This is a genomic window from Rhizobium sp. FG96 (genome assembly GCF_057808655.1).
Genome location: NZ_JBMDIL010000009.1, coordinates 137,635 through 152,357, shown reverse-complemented (window position 1 = coordinate 152,357; position 14,723 = coordinate 137,635). Strand labels below are relative to the sequence as shown.

The 14,723-nt window shown below is 62.4% G+C and carries 15 protein-coding genes; 2 read left to right on the top strand and 13 right to left on the bottom strand.

Going from position 1 to position 14,723, the window contains the following annotated elements; all coding sequences use genetic code 11:
* Positions 1–31: 31 nt before the first annotated feature.
* Together tehA and ACODR6_RS19235 are read right to left on the bottom strand one after the other, a co-directional pair.
* Positions 32–1,033, bottom strand: a complete 1,002-nt coding sequence (tehA, locus tag ACODR6_RS19240; protein WP_413711501.1) for a dicarboxylate transporter/tellurite-resistance protein TehA — start codon at positions 1,031–1,033, stop codon at positions 32–34.
* 57 nt (positions 1,034–1,090) lie between these two features.
* The gene (locus ACODR6_RS19235) at positions 1,091–1,429 is read right to left on the bottom strand and encodes a carboxymuconolactone decarboxylase family protein (RefSeq protein ID WP_199625288.1); all 339 of its coding nucleotides are present in this window, start codon (positions 1,427–1,429) and stop codon (positions 1,091–1,093) included.
* A gap of 116 nt (positions 1,430–1,545) precedes the next feature.
* Between ACODR6_RS19235 and ACODR6_RS19230 the strand changes: the two genes are divergently transcribed.
* Positions 1,546–2,460 carry an AraC family transcriptional regulator gene (locus ACODR6_RS19230; protein ID WP_489023690.1) on the top strand — a complete coding sequence of 305 codons (915 nt, stop codon included), beginning with the start codon at positions 1,546–1,548 and terminating at the stop codon, positions 2,458–2,460.
* Between the two features lie 18 nt (positions 2,461–2,478).
* On the opposite strand, the gene ACODR6_RS19225 is transcribed toward ACODR6_RS19230, so the two are convergent.
* From ACODR6_RS19225 to ACODR6_RS19200, 6 genes are all read right to left on the bottom strand, one after another.
* Positions 2,479–4,200, bottom strand: a complete 1,722-nt coding sequence (locus ACODR6_RS19225) for an ABC transporter ATP-binding protein (protein ID WP_130283824.1) — start codon at positions 4,198–4,200, stop codon at positions 2,479–2,481.
* A gap of 250 nt (positions 4,201–4,450) precedes the next feature.
* Positions 4,451–5,308 (bottom strand): transporter substrate-binding domain-containing protein, encoded by an 858-nt coding sequence (locus ACODR6_RS19220; RefSeq protein WP_489023687.1) that lies wholly within the window; start codon positions 5,306–5,308, stop codon positions 4,451–4,453.
* 34 nt (positions 5,309–5,342) lie between these two features.
* Positions 5,343–6,107 carry an ABC transporter ATP-binding protein gene (locus tag ACODR6_RS19215; RefSeq protein WP_489023685.1) on the bottom strand — a complete coding sequence of 255 codons (765 nt, stop codon included), beginning with the start codon at positions 6,105–6,107 and terminating at the stop codon, positions 5,343–5,345.
* Positions 6,104–6,844, bottom strand: coding sequence for an ABC transporter permease (locus ACODR6_RS19210; RefSeq protein WP_489023683.1), 741 nt, complete (start codon positions 6,842–6,844; stop codon positions 6,104–6,106). The genes ACODR6_RS19215 and ACODR6_RS19210 overlap by 4 nt, the downstream gene beginning before the upstream one ends.
* The gene (locus ACODR6_RS19205; RefSeq protein ID WP_449097762.1) at positions 6,844–7,563 is read right to left on the bottom strand and encodes an ABC transporter permease; all 720 of its coding nucleotides are present in this window, start codon (positions 7,561–7,563) and stop codon (positions 6,844–6,846) included. The genes ACODR6_RS19210 and ACODR6_RS19205 overlap by 1 nt, the downstream gene beginning before the upstream one ends.
* Positions 7,560–8,984 carry a M20 family metallopeptidase gene (locus ACODR6_RS19200; RefSeq protein ID WP_489023680.1) on the bottom strand — a complete coding sequence of 475 codons (1,425 nt, stop codon included), beginning with the start codon at positions 8,982–8,984 and terminating at the stop codon, positions 7,560–7,562. The genes ACODR6_RS19205 and ACODR6_RS19200 overlap by 4 nt, the downstream gene beginning before the upstream one ends.
* Positions 8,985–9,157: 173 nt before the next feature.
* Here ACODR6_RS19200 and ACODR6_RS19195 point away from each other — a divergent pair, with 173 nt between their 5' ends.
* The gene (locus ACODR6_RS19195; protein WP_489023678.1) at positions 9,158–9,793 is read left to right on the top strand and encodes a GntR family transcriptional regulator; all 636 of its coding nucleotides are present in this window, start codon (positions 9,158–9,160) and stop codon (positions 9,791–9,793) included.
* A 47-nt stretch (positions 9,794–9,840) separates the two neighbouring features.
* On the opposite strand, the gene ACODR6_RS19190 is transcribed toward ACODR6_RS19195, so the two are convergent.
* The 5 genes from ACODR6_RS19190 to ACODR6_RS19170 form a co-directional block, all read right to left on the bottom strand.
* A complete protein-coding gene (locus ACODR6_RS19190) occupies positions 9,841–11,565 on the bottom strand; it encodes an ABC transporter substrate-binding protein (protein WP_413711493.1) in 1,725 nt (574 codons plus the stop codon).
* A gap of 79 nt (positions 11,566–11,644) precedes the next feature.
* The gene (locus ACODR6_RS19185) at positions 11,645–11,926 is read right to left on the bottom strand and encodes a DUF2160 domain-containing protein (RefSeq protein WP_112711968.1); all 282 of its coding nucleotides are present in this window, start codon (positions 11,924–11,926) and stop codon (positions 11,645–11,647) included.
* 13 nt (positions 11,927–11,939) lie between these two features.
* A complete protein-coding gene (locus ACODR6_RS19180; RefSeq protein ID WP_489023675.1) occupies positions 11,940–12,767 on the bottom strand; it encodes a carbohydrate ABC transporter permease in 828 nt (275 codons plus the stop codon).
* Positions 12,768–12,781: 14 nt separating this feature from the next.
* On the bottom strand, positions 12,782–13,648 hold the full coding sequence (locus ACODR6_RS19175; RefSeq protein ID WP_112711964.1) for a carbohydrate ABC transporter permease: 867 nt from the start codon (positions 13,646–13,648) through the stop codon (positions 12,782–12,784).
* A gap of 2 nt (positions 13,649–13,650) precedes the next feature.
* Positions 13,651–14,721: an ABC transporter ATP-binding protein gene (locus ACODR6_RS19170; RefSeq protein ID WP_489023672.1), complete on the bottom strand. Its 1,071-nt coding sequence runs from the start codon at positions 14,719–14,721 to the stop codon at positions 13,651–13,653.
* Positions 14,722–14,723: the final 2 nt, after the last annotated feature.

The window sequence follows — 14,723 nt, the reverse complement described above, 5'->3', positions numbered from 1 at the left end:
AACTGTCGCAGATCTGCGACAGTTCGATGCGTCAGCTGGCCTTCGGCTGTGCGGCAGGCAGAAGCTTGCCGCGGGCGATGAGCCAGAGCGTGCCGATCGCGATAAAGCCGACGATGGCGTTGACGGCGATGAAGATCACCACCGCAAGGCCCTGGAGTGCGGCATCGCTGCTGTGGCTTGCGACGCGGATGGCGGCTGTCGCCAACGCCGTGGCGCCGAAGGTGAAAGCCCAGTAAGAGCCGGTGAAAGGCTGCTTGGTGATCCACGGCAGCAGGCGCAACAGGATGGCGGCCTCGAGGATGGCGTAACCCAGCATCGCATGAAGCAGCATATCCGGCGTTCCGCCATTGACGCTCAGATAGGCGACGCTGCCGACGGCCGGAGGGGCAAGCTGGATGCCGAGCGTCGGGCGCAGCTGTACCGCAAGTTCCGGTGCCGTCAGCAACCGGTGCAGCAAGACCGAGTCGATCGCCAGCCAGGCGAAGAAACCGGCGCCGAAGGCGAGCTGACCGAGCTCCTGAAAGCCGAGCGCACCGAGAACGATAGCGGTGACGAAAGAGCCGGCAACGGTCGGCAGGTAGAGGACCGGCGTCGTCGTGGTCACGTCGCGGCCGCCCTGCCACAAGGCTCCGGTCCGCCACAAGGCGAAAGCGAAGGTGAAGACGAAGCCGACGGCAAAGAGGATTTCGGTCGCCGGCCGCGAATAGGGCAGCAGCGCGAGCCCTGCGAGCATGGTCGCGACACCGGCGAGGCCGACGAAGCAGCATTGCACCGCATGTTCCAGCTCCGCCAGCGCTTCGCCGCGGGCGTTCAGCCACTTCAGGCCATAGAGAACGCTGACGACGAACCAGACGGCGACTGCCAGCAGGCTGAGGATCTCGCCCGGTGCTGCGGGCAGGCCCCACACGGAGGCGGCCGCCCGCCAGCTATTGCCGAGCCCGGCAATGCCGAGCACCATGCCGAAGAAGGATGCCGGGACGCGCGGCATCTGAAAACCGGTCCTTGCCGGCATGTCTGCAGCTTGCATTGCCATGACCTCGCTTCATCAGGGGAGCGGAAGGCGGCGCGCCTCCCGCATCGTCGAATGCACTTACTTGGCGATCGCCTCGGCGGCGTCGAGAACGCGGGCAGAATAGACCATGGCGGCGCCGGCATTGATAGCCACCGCAACACCGAGCGCTTCGGAGATCTCCTCCTTGGTCGCGCCCTGCTTCAGGGCTTCGGTCGTATGGACGGCGATACAGCCATCGCAACGCACCGTGACTGCGACTGCGAGCGCGATCAGCTCGCGGTGCTTCGCATCCAGGTAATTCGTCTTCTGCCCGGCGGTCGAGAGCGTCTGGTAGCCCTTCACTGTCTCCGGAACGGTCTTGCCGAATTCACCGATCCGGGCGATCAGCTGGCTACGATATTCTTTCCAGTTCAACATGACTTTGCCTTTCCATCATCTGCAGCAGCTCTCTCGCTGTCTGTTGAGATGGAATATGGACTTTTCGTGTGATCCGATGAATGTTTCAGAAGTTCAATTTCTAGCGCGATCGTCTCATGGATATTCTCAGCCGCCTTATCGACCTTGCCGGGCTTCGCACCAGCCTGGACATCCGCTGCCGCCTCGAAGGCGCCTTCGAGATCGACCACGAACCGGCCGGCCGTGGCGTCATCCCGTTTCATGTGGTCCTGTCCGGCAACTGCCGCCTGCGGCTTCCCGACCGGCGGGTGGTTGAGCTGACCGCAGGGGATTTCCTCATGCTGCCGCGCGGCGAGGCGCATCTGATTGTCGGCCGGGAGGGCGGTGCCGGGCCGCCCCCGGTGCGGTTGACACATGACGGCATGCTGCCGGTGCGCGAGAACTGGGAGGGAGCGCCCGATGTGGATCTGCTTTGCGGGCATTTCGATTCGGCTACCGGGTCGTCGTCGCTGCTGCTCGATACCTTGCCCGATGTCTTTCATGCCTCGCTTGCCGGAGCGCAATCGGAGGAGACGCTGAAGCTGCTGGTCGGCATCCTGCGCGACGAGGCGATGCATCAGGAAGCCGGCGCGCTGACGATCGCGACGGCGATCTGCCTGGCGCTGCTGACGATGGCACTCAGAGCGCAGAATACGGCCGCGCTCGGCACTGCGGGTCTCCTGGCGCTGATCGCCAATCCGCGTTTCTCGCGGGCATTGAAGGCTGTGATCGCGAACCCGGCGGAGGATTGGACGATCGACCGGCTGGCCTCGCTCAGCGCCATGTCACGCGCCACCTATGCCAGACAGTTCAAGGAAACGTCGGGGATGACGGTGGCGGGCTTCGTGACCGATCTCAGGATGACGCTCGCCAGCGACCTGCTGATCCGCACCCGCCGAACAGTCGCCGATATCGCCGCCGAGGTCGGCTATGACTCGGAGGCGGCCTTCGGCAAGGCATTCAAGGCAAGGCGTGGAGTGCCGCCGGCGCGCTTCAGGCAGCAGATGGTCTGAAGCGCGCCGGGCTTTTCGTCAGGCGACGGCGCCGAACTGGGCGTTGTGCAAGCGGGAATAGGCGCCATTGCGGGCAAGAAGTTCGGCATGCGTGCCTTGCTCCTCGATGCCGCGGGGACCCATCACCACGATCCGGTCGGCGTTGCGGATGGTGGCCAGGCGGTGGGCGACGACGAGCGTCGTGCGTCCTTCCGACAGTTCCGAAAGCGCCTGCTGGATCGCATATTCCGTTGCCGTATCGAGCGCCGAGGTCGCCTCGTCGAGGATCAGGATCGGCGGGTTCTTCAGGAATATACGGGCGATTGCCAGGCGCTGCTTCTGGCCGCCCGAGAGCTTGACGCCACGCTCGCCGGTCGGCGTATCGAGACCCGCGGGAAGCGAACGGACGAACTCGTCGAGCGACGAGCGCCTGAGTGCTTCCATGATGTCCGCATCCGATGCGCCGAGACGGCCATAGGCGATATTCTCGCGGATGGTCGAGCCGAACAGGAAAACATCCTGCTGCACGATGCCGATCTGGCTGCGCAGCGAGGCCTGGGTCATGTCGCGGATATCGATGCCGTCGATGGTGATGGCGCCCGATGTCACATCGTAGAAGCGCGGCAGCAGCGAGCAGATCGTCGTCTTGCCGGCGCCCGACGGACCGACGAAGGCGACGGTCTCGCCTGCAGAGATCGTCAGGTTCAGCTTGTCCAGCACCTTGCCGTGATCGGAATAGCCGAAGGAGACGTCCTTGTAGGCGATATCGCCGTGCAGCGATCTGACGGTGACGGCATCCGGACGGTCGGCAAGATCCGGCTCGGTGTCGATCAGCGAGATGAAGCGCTTAAAGCCGGCAATCCCCTTCGGATACATTTCGAGCACCGAGGTGATCTTGTCGATCGGGTGGAAGAAGACGTTGACGAGCAGCAGGAAGCCGACGAAGCCGCCATAGGTCAGCTCGCCATTGACGACGTAGAAGGTGCCGGCAACCATGATGACCAGCTGCACCAGCCGGGTGCTGAGATAGCTGAGCGCTATGCTTGCCGTCATATAGCGATAGGCACTGAGCTTTGTCTCGCGGTAGCCTTCGTTATTGAGGGCGAAGAGCTCGCTCTCATAGCCTTCGTTGCCGAAGGCCTTGACGACGCGGATGCCGCCGACGCTTTCCTGAACGCGGGTGTTGAAGTCGCCGACCTTGCGGAAGAGGTTGCGCCAGGTGACCGTCATCTTGGCGCCGTAGCGGCTGACGAGCCAGGTCATGAACGGCACGATCGTCGTCGTCAGCAGCGCCAGCTTCCAATGCACCGTGAACATCAAGATGAAGGCGCCGATGAAGGTCATGATGGCGATGAACACGTCTTCGGGACCATGATGGGCGACTTCGCCCACCTCTTCGAGATCCTTGGTGACGTGGGTGATCAGGTGGCCGGTCTTGTTGTTGTCGAAATAGCTGAACGACAGCTTCTGGATGTGATCGAAGGCCTGGCGGCGCATGTCCGACTCGATCGAGATGCCGAGCGCATGACCCCAATAGTTGACCACAGCCATCAGGCCGGTGTTGACGGCATAGACCGCGAGCAGTGCAGCCGCGACGGCGGCGATCAGCCCCCAGTCACGGCCGGGAAGCAGCTCGTCGACGAAGAGCTTGACGGCAAGCGGAAAGCCGAGCTCCAGGAGGCCGGCAATGACGGCGCAGCCGAAATCAAGGAAAAACAAGCGCTTGTAACGCGCATAGTAGGAGAAGAAGCGACGAAACATGAGTGCCCTCCAGGGCAGTATCTGTCAGGATCGTAGGATGGGAAGCGGGCCGAACAGACGAGCCCAATCGGCACCGCTGTTCAGCGTTGTGTTGTGCCGAGATTTCGCATCGTGACGATCCTCCTTCATGAGTCGCTGCAGGGACTTATAGTATGACAGCATCGCGCTGTCACTACAGATTGTGCTGAAAACAAGAAAGCCCGGCGAGGCTGCGCGTCGCCGGGTTCTGAGAATGCAAAGCGTCAGGGCCTCACTTCGGCGTAACGTCGAAGCCGAACCACTTTTCCGACAGCGTCTTGATCGTGCCGTCGGCCTTGGCGGCGGCGATCGCGTCGTTGAACATCGCCTTCAGTTGGGTGTCGTCCTTGCGCAGGCCAACCGAGCTGCCACGGCCGAGGAAGCCACCCTGGAAGCGCGGACCCGTCGTCGTCATGTCCTCGTTGCCCGGCTTCTGCGAAGCGGTGGTGAGATAGGCCATCGAGGCCATGACCAGATCGACACGGCCGGCCTTGAGGTCGAGGTCGTGTTCTTCGGTCGTCTTGTATTCGCGTACGTCGACGACGCCCTTCAGGTATTTGTCGACGAAGGCGGCGGCGGTGGAAGCGGTCTGGACACCGATGGTCTTGCCCTGCAGCGCCGGTTTGATCTTCTCGATCTCGGCGGCGGCGCCGGCCTCGTCGCTGGCGAGCGAGAAGACCTGGCCCTTTTCAGGCAGGCCTGCCAGATCGCTTTCCTTCGAGGTGGCGAAAGCCTGGCCGGTGGAGCCGTAGGAATCGCTGAAGGCGATCACTTCTTCGCGCTTGGCGGTCGCCGACATGCCGGAGATGATGGCGTCGAACTTGCCGGCATTCAGGCCCGGGATCATGCCGTCGAAGTTCTGGACGACGACCTTGCACTCGACCTTCATGTGGGCGCAGAGATACTTGGTGAGCTCGATCTCGTAGCCGTCGAGCGTGCCGTCCGGCTTGGTGAAGTTGTAAGGCTTGAACGCACCTTCGGTGGCGATCGTCACCGTCGTCCACTTCTTGTCGTCGGCATGGGCGATGCCTGCGGTAGCAATAACCGCCGTTGTGGCTGCTGCGGTCAGAACCCGCGAAAGAATTGTCATTTTAGCTCCCCTTTTCTTGGTTTGGGCTGAGAGATTATTTGCTGATGAACTGCCGGAAGCGTTCCGACTGCGAATTGGCAAAGACGTCCTGCGGGCGACCGTCTTCCTCGACGACGCCTTGATGCAGGAAGACGACGCGGCTGGATACGTCGCGGGCAAAGCCCATCTCATGGGTGACGACCAGCATCGTGCGGCCTTCTTCGGCGAGCGCGCGCATGACGCGCAGCACTTCACCGACGAGTTCCGGGTCGAGCGCCGAGGTCGGCTCGTCGAACAGCATCACCTTGGGGCGCATGGCGAGCGCGCGGGCAATCGCGGCGCGCTGCTGCTGGCCGCCGGAAAGGTGCGCCGGATAGAAATTGCGCTTCTCTGCGATGCCGACCTTGGCAAGCAGCGCTTCTGCTTCCTCGATGCATTCGGCGCGGTTGCGCCCCTGCACGTGAACGGGTGCCTCGATGACGTTTTCGAGCACGGTCTTGTGGGACCAGAGATTGAAGCTCTGGAACACCATGCCGAGCTGCGAGCGGATGCGGTCGACCTGCTTGCGGTCGGCCGGGCGGCTGCCGCCCTTGGCGTCGGGCAGCATGCGGATCGTTTCGCCGGCCACCGTCACTTCGCCGGAATTCGGCGTCTCCAGGAGATTGATGCAGCGCAGGAAGGTTGACTTGCCGGAGCCGGACGAGCCGAGGATCGAGACGACGTCGCCCTCGTGGGCATCGAGCGAAATGCCCTTCAGCACTTCGACATTGCCGAAGCTCTTGTGCAGGTTCTTGACGCTGAGAGCGGTTGCCGCGGTCATCGGGCGTCTCCTTCAAGTGCGGGCGCAGCTTTCACTGCCGGATGATAGGGAACGGGCTGGCGCAGATGCGGGCTCAGCCAGTATTCGACGAGATGGACGAGCCGGGTCAGCAGGAAGTTGATCGCCAGGTAGATGGCTCCGGCAACGATGAAGACTTCGATCGCCCGGTAGGATTCCGAGATGATGCGGGCGGCGACGCCGGTGACTTCCATCAGCGTGATGATCGAGGCGAGCGAGGTGGCCTTGACCATCGAGATCATCTCGTTGCTGTAGCCGGGCAGAGCCTGGCGGATCGCCAGCGGCAGCACGATGCGGCGGAATTGCATCAGGCGTGGCATGCCGCAGGCGCGGGCCGCTTCGATCTGGCCGAAGGGAACCGAAAGCAGGCCGCCGCGGATGATTTCGCTGGCATAGGCGGCGGTATTCATGGTCAGCGCCAGCACGGCGCACCAATAGGGCTCGCGCAGAAACGGCCAGAAGATGCTGTGGCGGACGGCCGGGAACTGGCCGAGGCCGTAATAGAGCAGGAAGATCTGGACGAGCAGCGGCGTGCCGCGGAAGACGAAGACATAGCTGCGGGCGAACCACTCAAGCGCCTTGTTGCCGGAAAGGCGGCAGAGCGCGATGGCCAGCGCCAGGACGGCACCGAGCGCAATCGAGGTAGCAGCAAGCTCGAGTGTCAGCGGAATGGCTGAAACCAGGCTGACGAAGGTTTCAAACAGAAATTGCCAGTCCATCAGCCTCTCCTCACGCCACGCGAAAAGTGCTTTTCGGCACGCCGCAGAAACAGGCCGGAGCCGGTGGAGATGACGAGGTAGATACCGCCGGCAATGACATAGAAATCGAAGGGCAGGCCGGTCGAGCCGGCGGCGATCTGCGTCTGGCGCAGCAACTCGGCGACGCCGGTGATGGAAACGAGGGCGGATTCCTTCAGGACGACCTGCCAGACATTACCGAGGCCGGGTAGCGCATGGCGCAGCGTCAACGGCGCGACGATGCGGCGGAAGCGCAGGGCGCGGCCCATGCCGCAGGCGATCGCCGCTTCGATTTCACCGGGATGGACCGCCTTGAAGGCGCCGCGGAAGACTTCGGTGAACTGGGCGCCGGAGGTGACGCCGACGGCGAGCGAACCGGCAAGAAAGCCCGGGAAGCCGAGAAAGCCCTCGGCGCCGAACAGCTTGCCGATCGCGGTGACGGCAGCGCTGCCGCCGAAATAGAAGAGGTAGATGACGAGCAGATCCGGGATGCCGCGAAGGACTGTCGTATAGGTATCAGCCGCGATCTTCAGGCCGCGGCCACCCGATATTTTCGCCCATGCGCCGAAGGAACCGATCACGGCGCCGGTCGAATAGCCTGCGAGCGCGATCAGAACGGTCATCCACGCGCCTGCAAGCAGCGCCTTGCCCCATCCGTCGGGGCCGAAGCTGATAAGCTCGAGGATGCCCGGCTGGTTCATGACGCCTGCCTTTCGGGAAGCGGCGGCTGCACGTCGTCAGGGATCGGATTGACGAATGGCGTCCCATCGAGGCGGCCCTTCAGGTCCGCCTTGGCCGCCTCGATGAGATAGGGATTGCGGATCAGGTCGATGGCGGTGCTCGCCATGACCTTCGCCGCGTGTTCCGTGCCCTTGTGGGCAGCCGGAAGTTTGCCCTGGGCAACGAGCTGCCAGGAATGGCCGGGCGTGCCGATCGCATAGGTGGCGCCGCGCATCTGGACGGTCGGAACCACCCAGCTGACGCTGCCGACATCGGTGGAGCCGACGATGGAGCTGTCGCCGGCATAAAGCGGGAAGATTTCCTCGCAGAGCGGCTGGTCCTTCTTCGGCTTCAGGCCGAACCGGGCGTAGGACGAGGCGATGTCCTCGGGGCTCATCGTCGCCTGGAACTTGCGGGCCGTCTCGCGGTCGGCATCGTCGAAGACGGGTGCGCCGAGGCGCTGGAGATTGGCAAACATCAGGTCTTCGAGCGGCACATTGCCGACGAGATTGGCGTCGCCGCTGATCACTTCGCTGCGCACCGTGGTCTCGGTCATCAGCGCAGCACCCTCGGCGACCTTCTTGACGCGGGCGACCAGCGACAGCAGTTCGGGCAGGTTGCGGGCGCGCACGAGGTAGCGCACCGTTGCCTTGGCCTGCACGACATTCGGTGCCGAACCGCCGGTATCGGTCACGGCATAGTGGATGCGCGCGCTCGACGGCATATGCTCGCGCATATAGTTGACGCCGACATTCATCAGTTCGACGGCATCGAGCGCGCTGCGGCCGAGATGCGGAGTGGCCGAGGCATGCGAGGCGCGGCCGCTGAAATGGAAGTTCAGCTCGTTGCAGGCGAGCGAGACCGGATTGTTGACGCCTGCAAAGGCTGCCGGATGCCAGCAGATGGCGATATCGACATCGTCGAAGACGCCGGCGCGCACCATGAAGCCCTTCGACGAGCCGCCTTCTTCGGCCGGGCAGCCGTAATAGCGGATGCGGCCCTTCAGGCCGTTCTCGGCGAGAAAATCCTTGACGGCGGAAGCCGCCAGCATCGATCCGGCGCCGAGCATGTTGTGCCCGCAGCCGTGGCCGTTGCCATTCGTGGAGGCTTCGCGCTTTTCCGCGAGGCCGGCAACCTGGCTCAGGCCGGGCAGGGCGTCGAATTCGCCGAGAATGGCGATGACCGGACCGTCTTCGCCGGCTTCCCCCATCACAGCCGTCGGCAGGCCGGCAATGCCGCGTTCGACCCTGAAGCCCTCGGCTTCCAGCTGGCGGGCATGCTCTTCGGCGGAGCGATACTCTTCGTAATTCGTCTCCGGCATATCCCAGATGCGATCGCTCAATGCGGCGAAGGCTTCGCTCTTGGCTTCGACGATGTCCCAGACGGCTTCGGTGTTTTTCATGACTTTCAAAACGGCTTCGTTTCGCATAGTATCCAAAATTGGCGCCAATTTAGGTTACAAAAAATTTTCGCGCAATCCATGGGAATGAATAAATTTCGGACGAACTCAAACGATTGCCACGCCTACAGAATTTGAAACAGGCGTGTTATCGGTGATGAAAAAGGGGATTGGAAATGGCTGACGTCGTGATGGAAGAAGGGCCGGAATCGGCCAGCGCGCGCGACGTGACTGACTTCATCCTGCAGGACATTCTGGCCGGTGTGCTGCTGCCCGGCACCTGGCTGAAGCAGATCGACCTCGAGCGCCGCTACAAATGCACACGCCCCGAAGTACGCCGCGCGCTGGATCGGCTGGCGCAGAAGCGCCTTGTCGAGCATGTCCCGAACCGCGGCTACCACGTCTATGAGCCGGATGGCCGCCGCGCCCAGGAAGTCAGCGAAATCCGCATCATCCTGGAGACCGCGATCGCGGCAACGATCGTTTCGAACGCTGCGGGCGACGAGATCGCCAAGCTCAGGAAGCTTGCCGATCACTTCGACCTGATGGTGCTGAACGGAACGATGCTGGAGCTCTACGAAGCCAATCTGGCCTTTCATCGCCAGCTGCTGACGCTCGGCGGCAATATCGAACTCGTCGATCTCATCACTGAAATCCGGCAGAGGACGTCTTCAGCACCAGTCTCGCAATGGCGCACGCGCGCCCGGGTCGAACAATCAGGCCGCGAGCATCATCAGATGATCGATGCGATCGCGGCCGGAAATGTCGAAAAGCTGAAGGAGTTGGTCCGCCAGCACATCCTGCAGCGTTGATGAAAGCGGGCCGGGAGCCTCGTCTCCCCCGGCCCGCACGGTCATGATCAGTTGGACTGCCAGCTCTTGACGAGCTCGTCGTAATTGACCGTGACCGGCTTTTCCTTCTCGTTCTCGATCTTCAGCTGCGGAGCGAGGTTGCCCTTGGCGACGGCATCCTTGTTCCAGTATTCGAGATCGTGCTCCTCGGCGAGCTTCGGCCCGATGTCACCCTGAACCTTGGCGCGTTCGAGGCGCTGCAGCACCTTTTCCTGCTCGGAGCAAAGCGAATCCATGGCTTCCTGCGCGGTCTTGGCGCCGGAAGAGGCGTCACCGACGGCCTGCCACCAGAGCTGTGCGAGCTTCGGATAGTCAGGAACGTTGGTGCCGGTCGGCGACCACTGGACGCGGGCGGGCGAGCGATAGAACTCGATCAGACCGCCGAGCTTGGGAGCGCGCTCCGTGAAGCTCTTGTCGCGAATGGTCGACTCGCGGATGAAGGTCAGGCCGACATGGCTCTTCTTCACGTCCACGGTCTTCGACGTCACGAACTGCGCGTAGAGCCATGCGGCCTTGGCGCGGTCATCGGGGGTCGACTTCATCAGCGTCCAGGAACCGACGTCCTGATAGCCGAGCTTCATGCCATCCTTCCAGTAGACGCCGTGCGGTGAGGGCGCCATGCGCCATTTCGGCGTGCCGTCCTCGTTGACGACGGGCAGGCCGGGCTTGACGGCATCAGCCGTAAAGGCCGTGTACCAGAAGATCTGCTGAGCCACTTCGCCCTGCGCCGGAACCGGGCCGGATTCGGAGAAGTTCATGCCCTGCGCTGCCGGCGGGGCATAGGCCTTCAACCAATCCAGATATTTCTGGATCGAGTAGACGGCGGCCGGGCCGTTGGTATCGCCGCCGCGAGCGACGCACGAGCCGACGGGACGGGAGTTCTCGTCGACCTTGATGCCCCACTCGTCGACCGGAAGACCGTTCGGGAGGCCCTTGTCGCCATTGCCGGCCATCGACAGCCAGGCGTCTGTGAAGCGCCAGCCGAGCGACGGGTCCTTCTTGCCGTAGTCCATATGGCCGAAGACCTTCTTGCCGCCGATGTCGCGGCCGGTGAAGAATTCGGCGATGTCCTCATAGGCCGACCAGTTGACCGGGACGCCGAGATCGTAGCCGTACTTCGCCTTGAAGTCGGCCTTGTTCTTCTCGTCGTTGAACCAGTCGTAGCGGAACCAGTAGAGGTTCGCGAACTGCTGGTCGGGAAGCTGATAGAGCTTCTTGTCCGGCGCGGTCGTGAACTTGGTGCCGATGAAGTCGTCGATGTCGAGACCGGGATTGGTGACATCCTTGCCTTCGTTCGCCATCCAGTCGGTCAGCGAGCGGGCCTGCTGGTAGCGCCAATGGGTGCCGATCAGGTCGGAGTCGTTGACATAGGCGTCGTAGATGTTCTCGCCCGACTGCATCTGCGTCTGAAGCTTTTCGACGACGTCGCCCTCGCCGATCAGGTCGTGGGTGATCTTGATGCCGGTGATCGCCGTGAAGGCCGGCGCCAGCACCTTGGATTCATATTCGTGGGTCGTCAGGGTTTCGGAAACGACCTTGATGTCCATCCCGGAGAAGGGCTTGGCAGCGTCGATGAACCACTGCATCTCCTTTTCCTGGTCGGCGCGCGGGAGCGACGATAGATCGCCGATCTCCTTGTCGAGGAAGGTTTTCGCCTCGTCCATGCCGGCATAGGCAGAGCCCGTCATTGCCAGCAAAATGCCTGCTGTCGTCGCTAGTAGATGCCGTCGCATAATATCCTCCCAGGGTTTGCGATTGCAGTCTTCACGTCTCAGGCGGCCAGTACCCCCGGCCATCTGTCTCACCTTGGCATCACACGTATCGGAACACGCCGATGGCGTAGATCACGGAGATGCCAAGAGCCCACCACAGGCCGGGTCCGACAAGACCCAGCCATGCCAGATGAATGAACGCTGCCCCCAGCAGCGAAATGAACAGACGGTCGCCGCGCGTCGTCTCGAAGCGCAGCAGGCCGGTGCGCGGCGAGCCGCCGGGCACGAAATATTCCCAGACGCTCATGCCGACGAGCAGCATCAGGATCGTCAGGAAGAACAGCGCCGTCGGCAGCGTCCAGGCCATCCAGGAAAAGGTCATGGTCGTCTCCTCCTCAGACGCGGCCCAGGGCAAAGCCCTTGGCGATGTAGTTGCGGACGAAATAGATGACGAGGGCGCCGGGCACGATGGTCAGCACCCCGGCCGCCGCCAGCACGCCCCAGTCCATGCCCGCCGCCGAAACGGTGCGCGTCATGATCGCCGAGATCGGCTTGGCGGCCGTCGTCGTCAGCGTGCGCGCCAGCAGCAGCTCGACCCACGAGAACATGAAGCAGAAGAAGGCGGCGACGCCGACGCCGCTCGCAATCAGCGGCATGAAGATCTTCACGAAGAAGCGTGGGAAGGAATAACCGTCGATATAGGCCGTCTCGTCGATTTCCTTCGGCACGCCGGACATGAAGCCTTCGAGGATCCAGACCGCCAGCGGCACGTTGAACAGGCAGTGCGCCAGCGCCACCGCGATATGGGTATCGATCAGCCCGAAGGCCGAATAGAGCTGGAAGAAGGGCAGCGCGAAGACCGCCGGCGGCGCCATGCGGTTGGTCAAGAGCCAGAAGAACAGGTGCTTGTCGCCGAGGAACCGATAGCGCGAGAAGGCGTAGGCCGCGGGCAGGGCGGCCAGAACCGAAATCACCGTGTTCATAACGACATAGATGATCGAGTTGATATAGCCGTTATACCAGGACGGATCTGTGAAGATGACCGCGTAGTTGGCGAGCGTCGGGTTCTGCGGCCAGAGCGAGAAGGCGCCGGTGATCTCCGAGTTCTCCTTGAAGCTCATGTTGACGAGCCAGTAGATCGGCAGCAGCAGGAAGACGATGTAGAGCGTCGAAACCACCCAGGAGAAGTTTCCGGCAGGCTTGTATTTCATTGTCTGAGCCATGGTCCTCTCCTTTCTCAGCTGTTCGCGTCGCTGCTGGTCATGACCGTGTAGAAGATCCACGACAGCAGCAGGATGATCAGGAAGTAGATGATCGACATCGCGGCAGCCGGGCCGAGATCGAACTGGCCGACGGCCATCTTCACGAGGTCGATCGACAGGAAGGTCGTCGAATTGCCGGGACCGCCGCCGGTAACGACGAAGGGTTCGGTATAGATCATGAAGCTGTCCATGAAGCGCAGCAGCACGGCGATCAGAAGCACCCTCTTCATTTTCGGCAGCTGGATGTAGCGGAAGACGGACCAGCGCGAGGCGCCGTCGATCTTGGCCGCCTGATAATAGGCATCTGGGATCGAGACGAGGCCGGCATAGCAGAGCAGCACGACAAGGCTCGTCCAGTGCCAGACATCCATGACGATGACGGTGATCCAGGCATCGACGGGGTCGCGCACATAGTTGTAGTCGAGGCCGATCGCTTCCAGCGTATGGCCGAGCAACCCGATATCGACGCGGCCGAAGACCTGCCAGATGGTGCCGACGACATTCCACGGAATGAGCAGCGGCAGCGACATCAGGACGAGGCAAACGGGAACGCCAAGCCCCTTCTTCGGCATGTTCAGCGCGATGAAGATGCCGAGCGGGATTTCGATCGCCAGAATGATCAGCGAGAAGGCGAGGTTGCGCTGCAGCGCTTCCCAGAAGCGGTCGGATTCCAAGGTCTGCACGAACCAGTCGGTGCCCGCCCAGAAGAATTCATTGTTTCCGAACGTATCCTGCACCGAGTAATTGACTACGGTCATCAGCGGGATGACGGCGGAGAAGGCGACGAGCACCAGCACCGGCAGAACCAGAAACCAGGCCTTGTTGTTCCAGGTCTTTTCCATGCTCAGCCCTCCCTGCCGACGCGCCAGGAATTGGCGTAGATGCTGATGGCATTGGGATCGAAGCTGACCCTCGCATCCTCGGGGATTTCGCCATCTTCCGGCACGACGATCGCCATCGGCTGATCGGCGAAGCGGGCGCGGACGATCTTCTGTCGGCCGATATCCTCGACCTTGGAGATCGAGACCGGCATGCCCTCCCGGCCGAGCCGGATGAATTCCGGGCGAATGCCGAGCTCGACCTTCGATGCGCCTGATATGTTCGGCGCATAATCGAGGCTGATCGTCTCCTGCCCGACGCTGACGGTGTTGCCGGAGACCTTGGCGGGCATGACGTTCATGCCGGGCGATCCGATGAAATAGCCGACGAAGGTGTGGCTGGGGCGCTCGAAGAGTTCCGCCGGCGTGCCGATCTGGACGATCTCGCCGTCATACATGACGACGACCTTCTCGGCGAAGGTCAGCGCTTCCGTCTGGTCGTGGGTGACATAAACCATGGTGAAGCCGAACTGCTTGTGCAGCCGCTTCAATTGCGAGCGCAGCACCCATTTCATATGCGGATCGATGACCGTCAGCGGCTCGTCGAACAGGATGGCGTTGACGTCGTTGCGCACCAGGCCGCGGCCGAGGGAGATTTTCTGCTTCTGGTCGGCCGTCAGGCGCTGCGCCTTGCGCTTTGCCCAGTCCGAGAGGTCGATCATCTCGAGAATTTCGCGGACGCGGCGATCAACCTCTGGCTCGGCAATGCTGCGGTTGCGCAGCGGAAAGGCCAGATTGTCGTAGACGGTCATCGTGTCGTAGATGACCGGGAACTGGAAGACCTGTGCTATGTTGCGCGCCTGCGTCGAGAGATCGGTGACGTCGCGGCCATCGAACAGGATGCGGCCATGCGACGGCTGAAGAAGTCCCGATATGATGTTGAGAAGCGTGGTCTTTCCGCAACCTGACGGGCCGAGCAGCGCATAGGCGCCGCCATCGGCCCATTCGTGATCGACTTCCTTGAGGGAATAATCCTTGTCGGACTGCGGATTGGGGCCGTAGGCGTGGCGGATATGGTCGAGCGTGATGCGTGCCATGT

Excerpts from the sequence above, each read along its gene's own strand:
- tehA (WP_413711501.1), bottom strand. The coding sequence starts at position 1,033 with ATGGCAATGCAAGCTGCAGACATGCCGGCAAGGACCGGTTTTCAGATG.
- ACODR6_RS19235 (WP_199625288.1), bottom strand. The coding sequence starts at position 1,429 with ATGTTGAACTGGAAAGAATATCGTAGCCAGCTGATCGCCCGGATCGGT.
- ACODR6_RS19230 (WP_489023690.1), top strand. The coding sequence starts at position 1,546 with ATGGATATTCTCAGCCGCCTTATCGACCTTGCCGGGCTTCGCACCAGC.
- ACODR6_RS19225 (WP_130283824.1), bottom strand. The coding sequence starts at position 4,200 with ATGTTTCGTCGCTTCTTCTCCTACTATGCGCGTTACAAGCGCTTGTTT.
- ACODR6_RS19220 (WP_489023687.1), bottom strand. The coding sequence starts at position 5,308 with ATGACAATTCTTTCGCGGGTTCTGACCGCAGCAGCCACAACGGCGGTT.
- ACODR6_RS19215 (WP_489023685.1), bottom strand. The coding sequence starts at position 6,107 with ATGACCGCGGCAACCGCTCTCAGCGTCAAGAACCTGCACAAGAGCTTC.
- ACODR6_RS19210 (WP_489023683.1), bottom strand. The coding sequence starts at position 6,844 with ATGGACTGGCAATTTCTGTTTGAAACCTTCGTCAGCCTGGTTTCAGCC.
- ACODR6_RS19205 (WP_449097762.1), bottom strand. The coding sequence starts at position 7,563 with ATGAACCAGCCGGGCATCCTCGAGCTTATCAGCTTCGGCCCCGACGGA.
- ACODR6_RS19200 (WP_489023680.1), bottom strand. The coding sequence starts at position 8,984 with ATGAAAAACACCGAAGCCGTCTGGGACATCGTCGAAGCCAAGAGCGAA.
- ACODR6_RS19195 (WP_489023678.1), top strand. The coding sequence starts at position 9,158 with ATGGCTGACGTCGTGATGGAAGAAGGGCCGGAATCGGCCAGCGCGCGC.
- ACODR6_RS19190 (WP_413711493.1), bottom strand. The coding sequence starts at position 11,565 with ATGCGACGGCATCTACTAGCGACGACAGCAGGCATTTTGCTGGCAATG.
- ACODR6_RS19185 (WP_112711968.1), bottom strand. The coding sequence starts at position 11,926 with ATGACCTTTTCCTGGATGGCCTGGACGCTGCCGACGGCGCTGTTCTTC.
- ACODR6_RS19180 (WP_489023675.1), bottom strand. The coding sequence starts at position 12,767 with ATGGCTCAGACAATGAAATACAAGCCTGCCGGAAACTTCTCCTGGGTG.
- ACODR6_RS19175 (WP_112711964.1), bottom strand. The coding sequence starts at position 13,648 with ATGGAAAAGACCTGGAACAACAAGGCCTGGTTTCTGGTTCTGCCGGTG.
- ACODR6_RS19170 (WP_489023672.1), bottom strand. The coding sequence starts at position 14,721 with ATGGCACGCATCACGCTCGACCATATCCGCCACGCCTACGGCCCCAAT.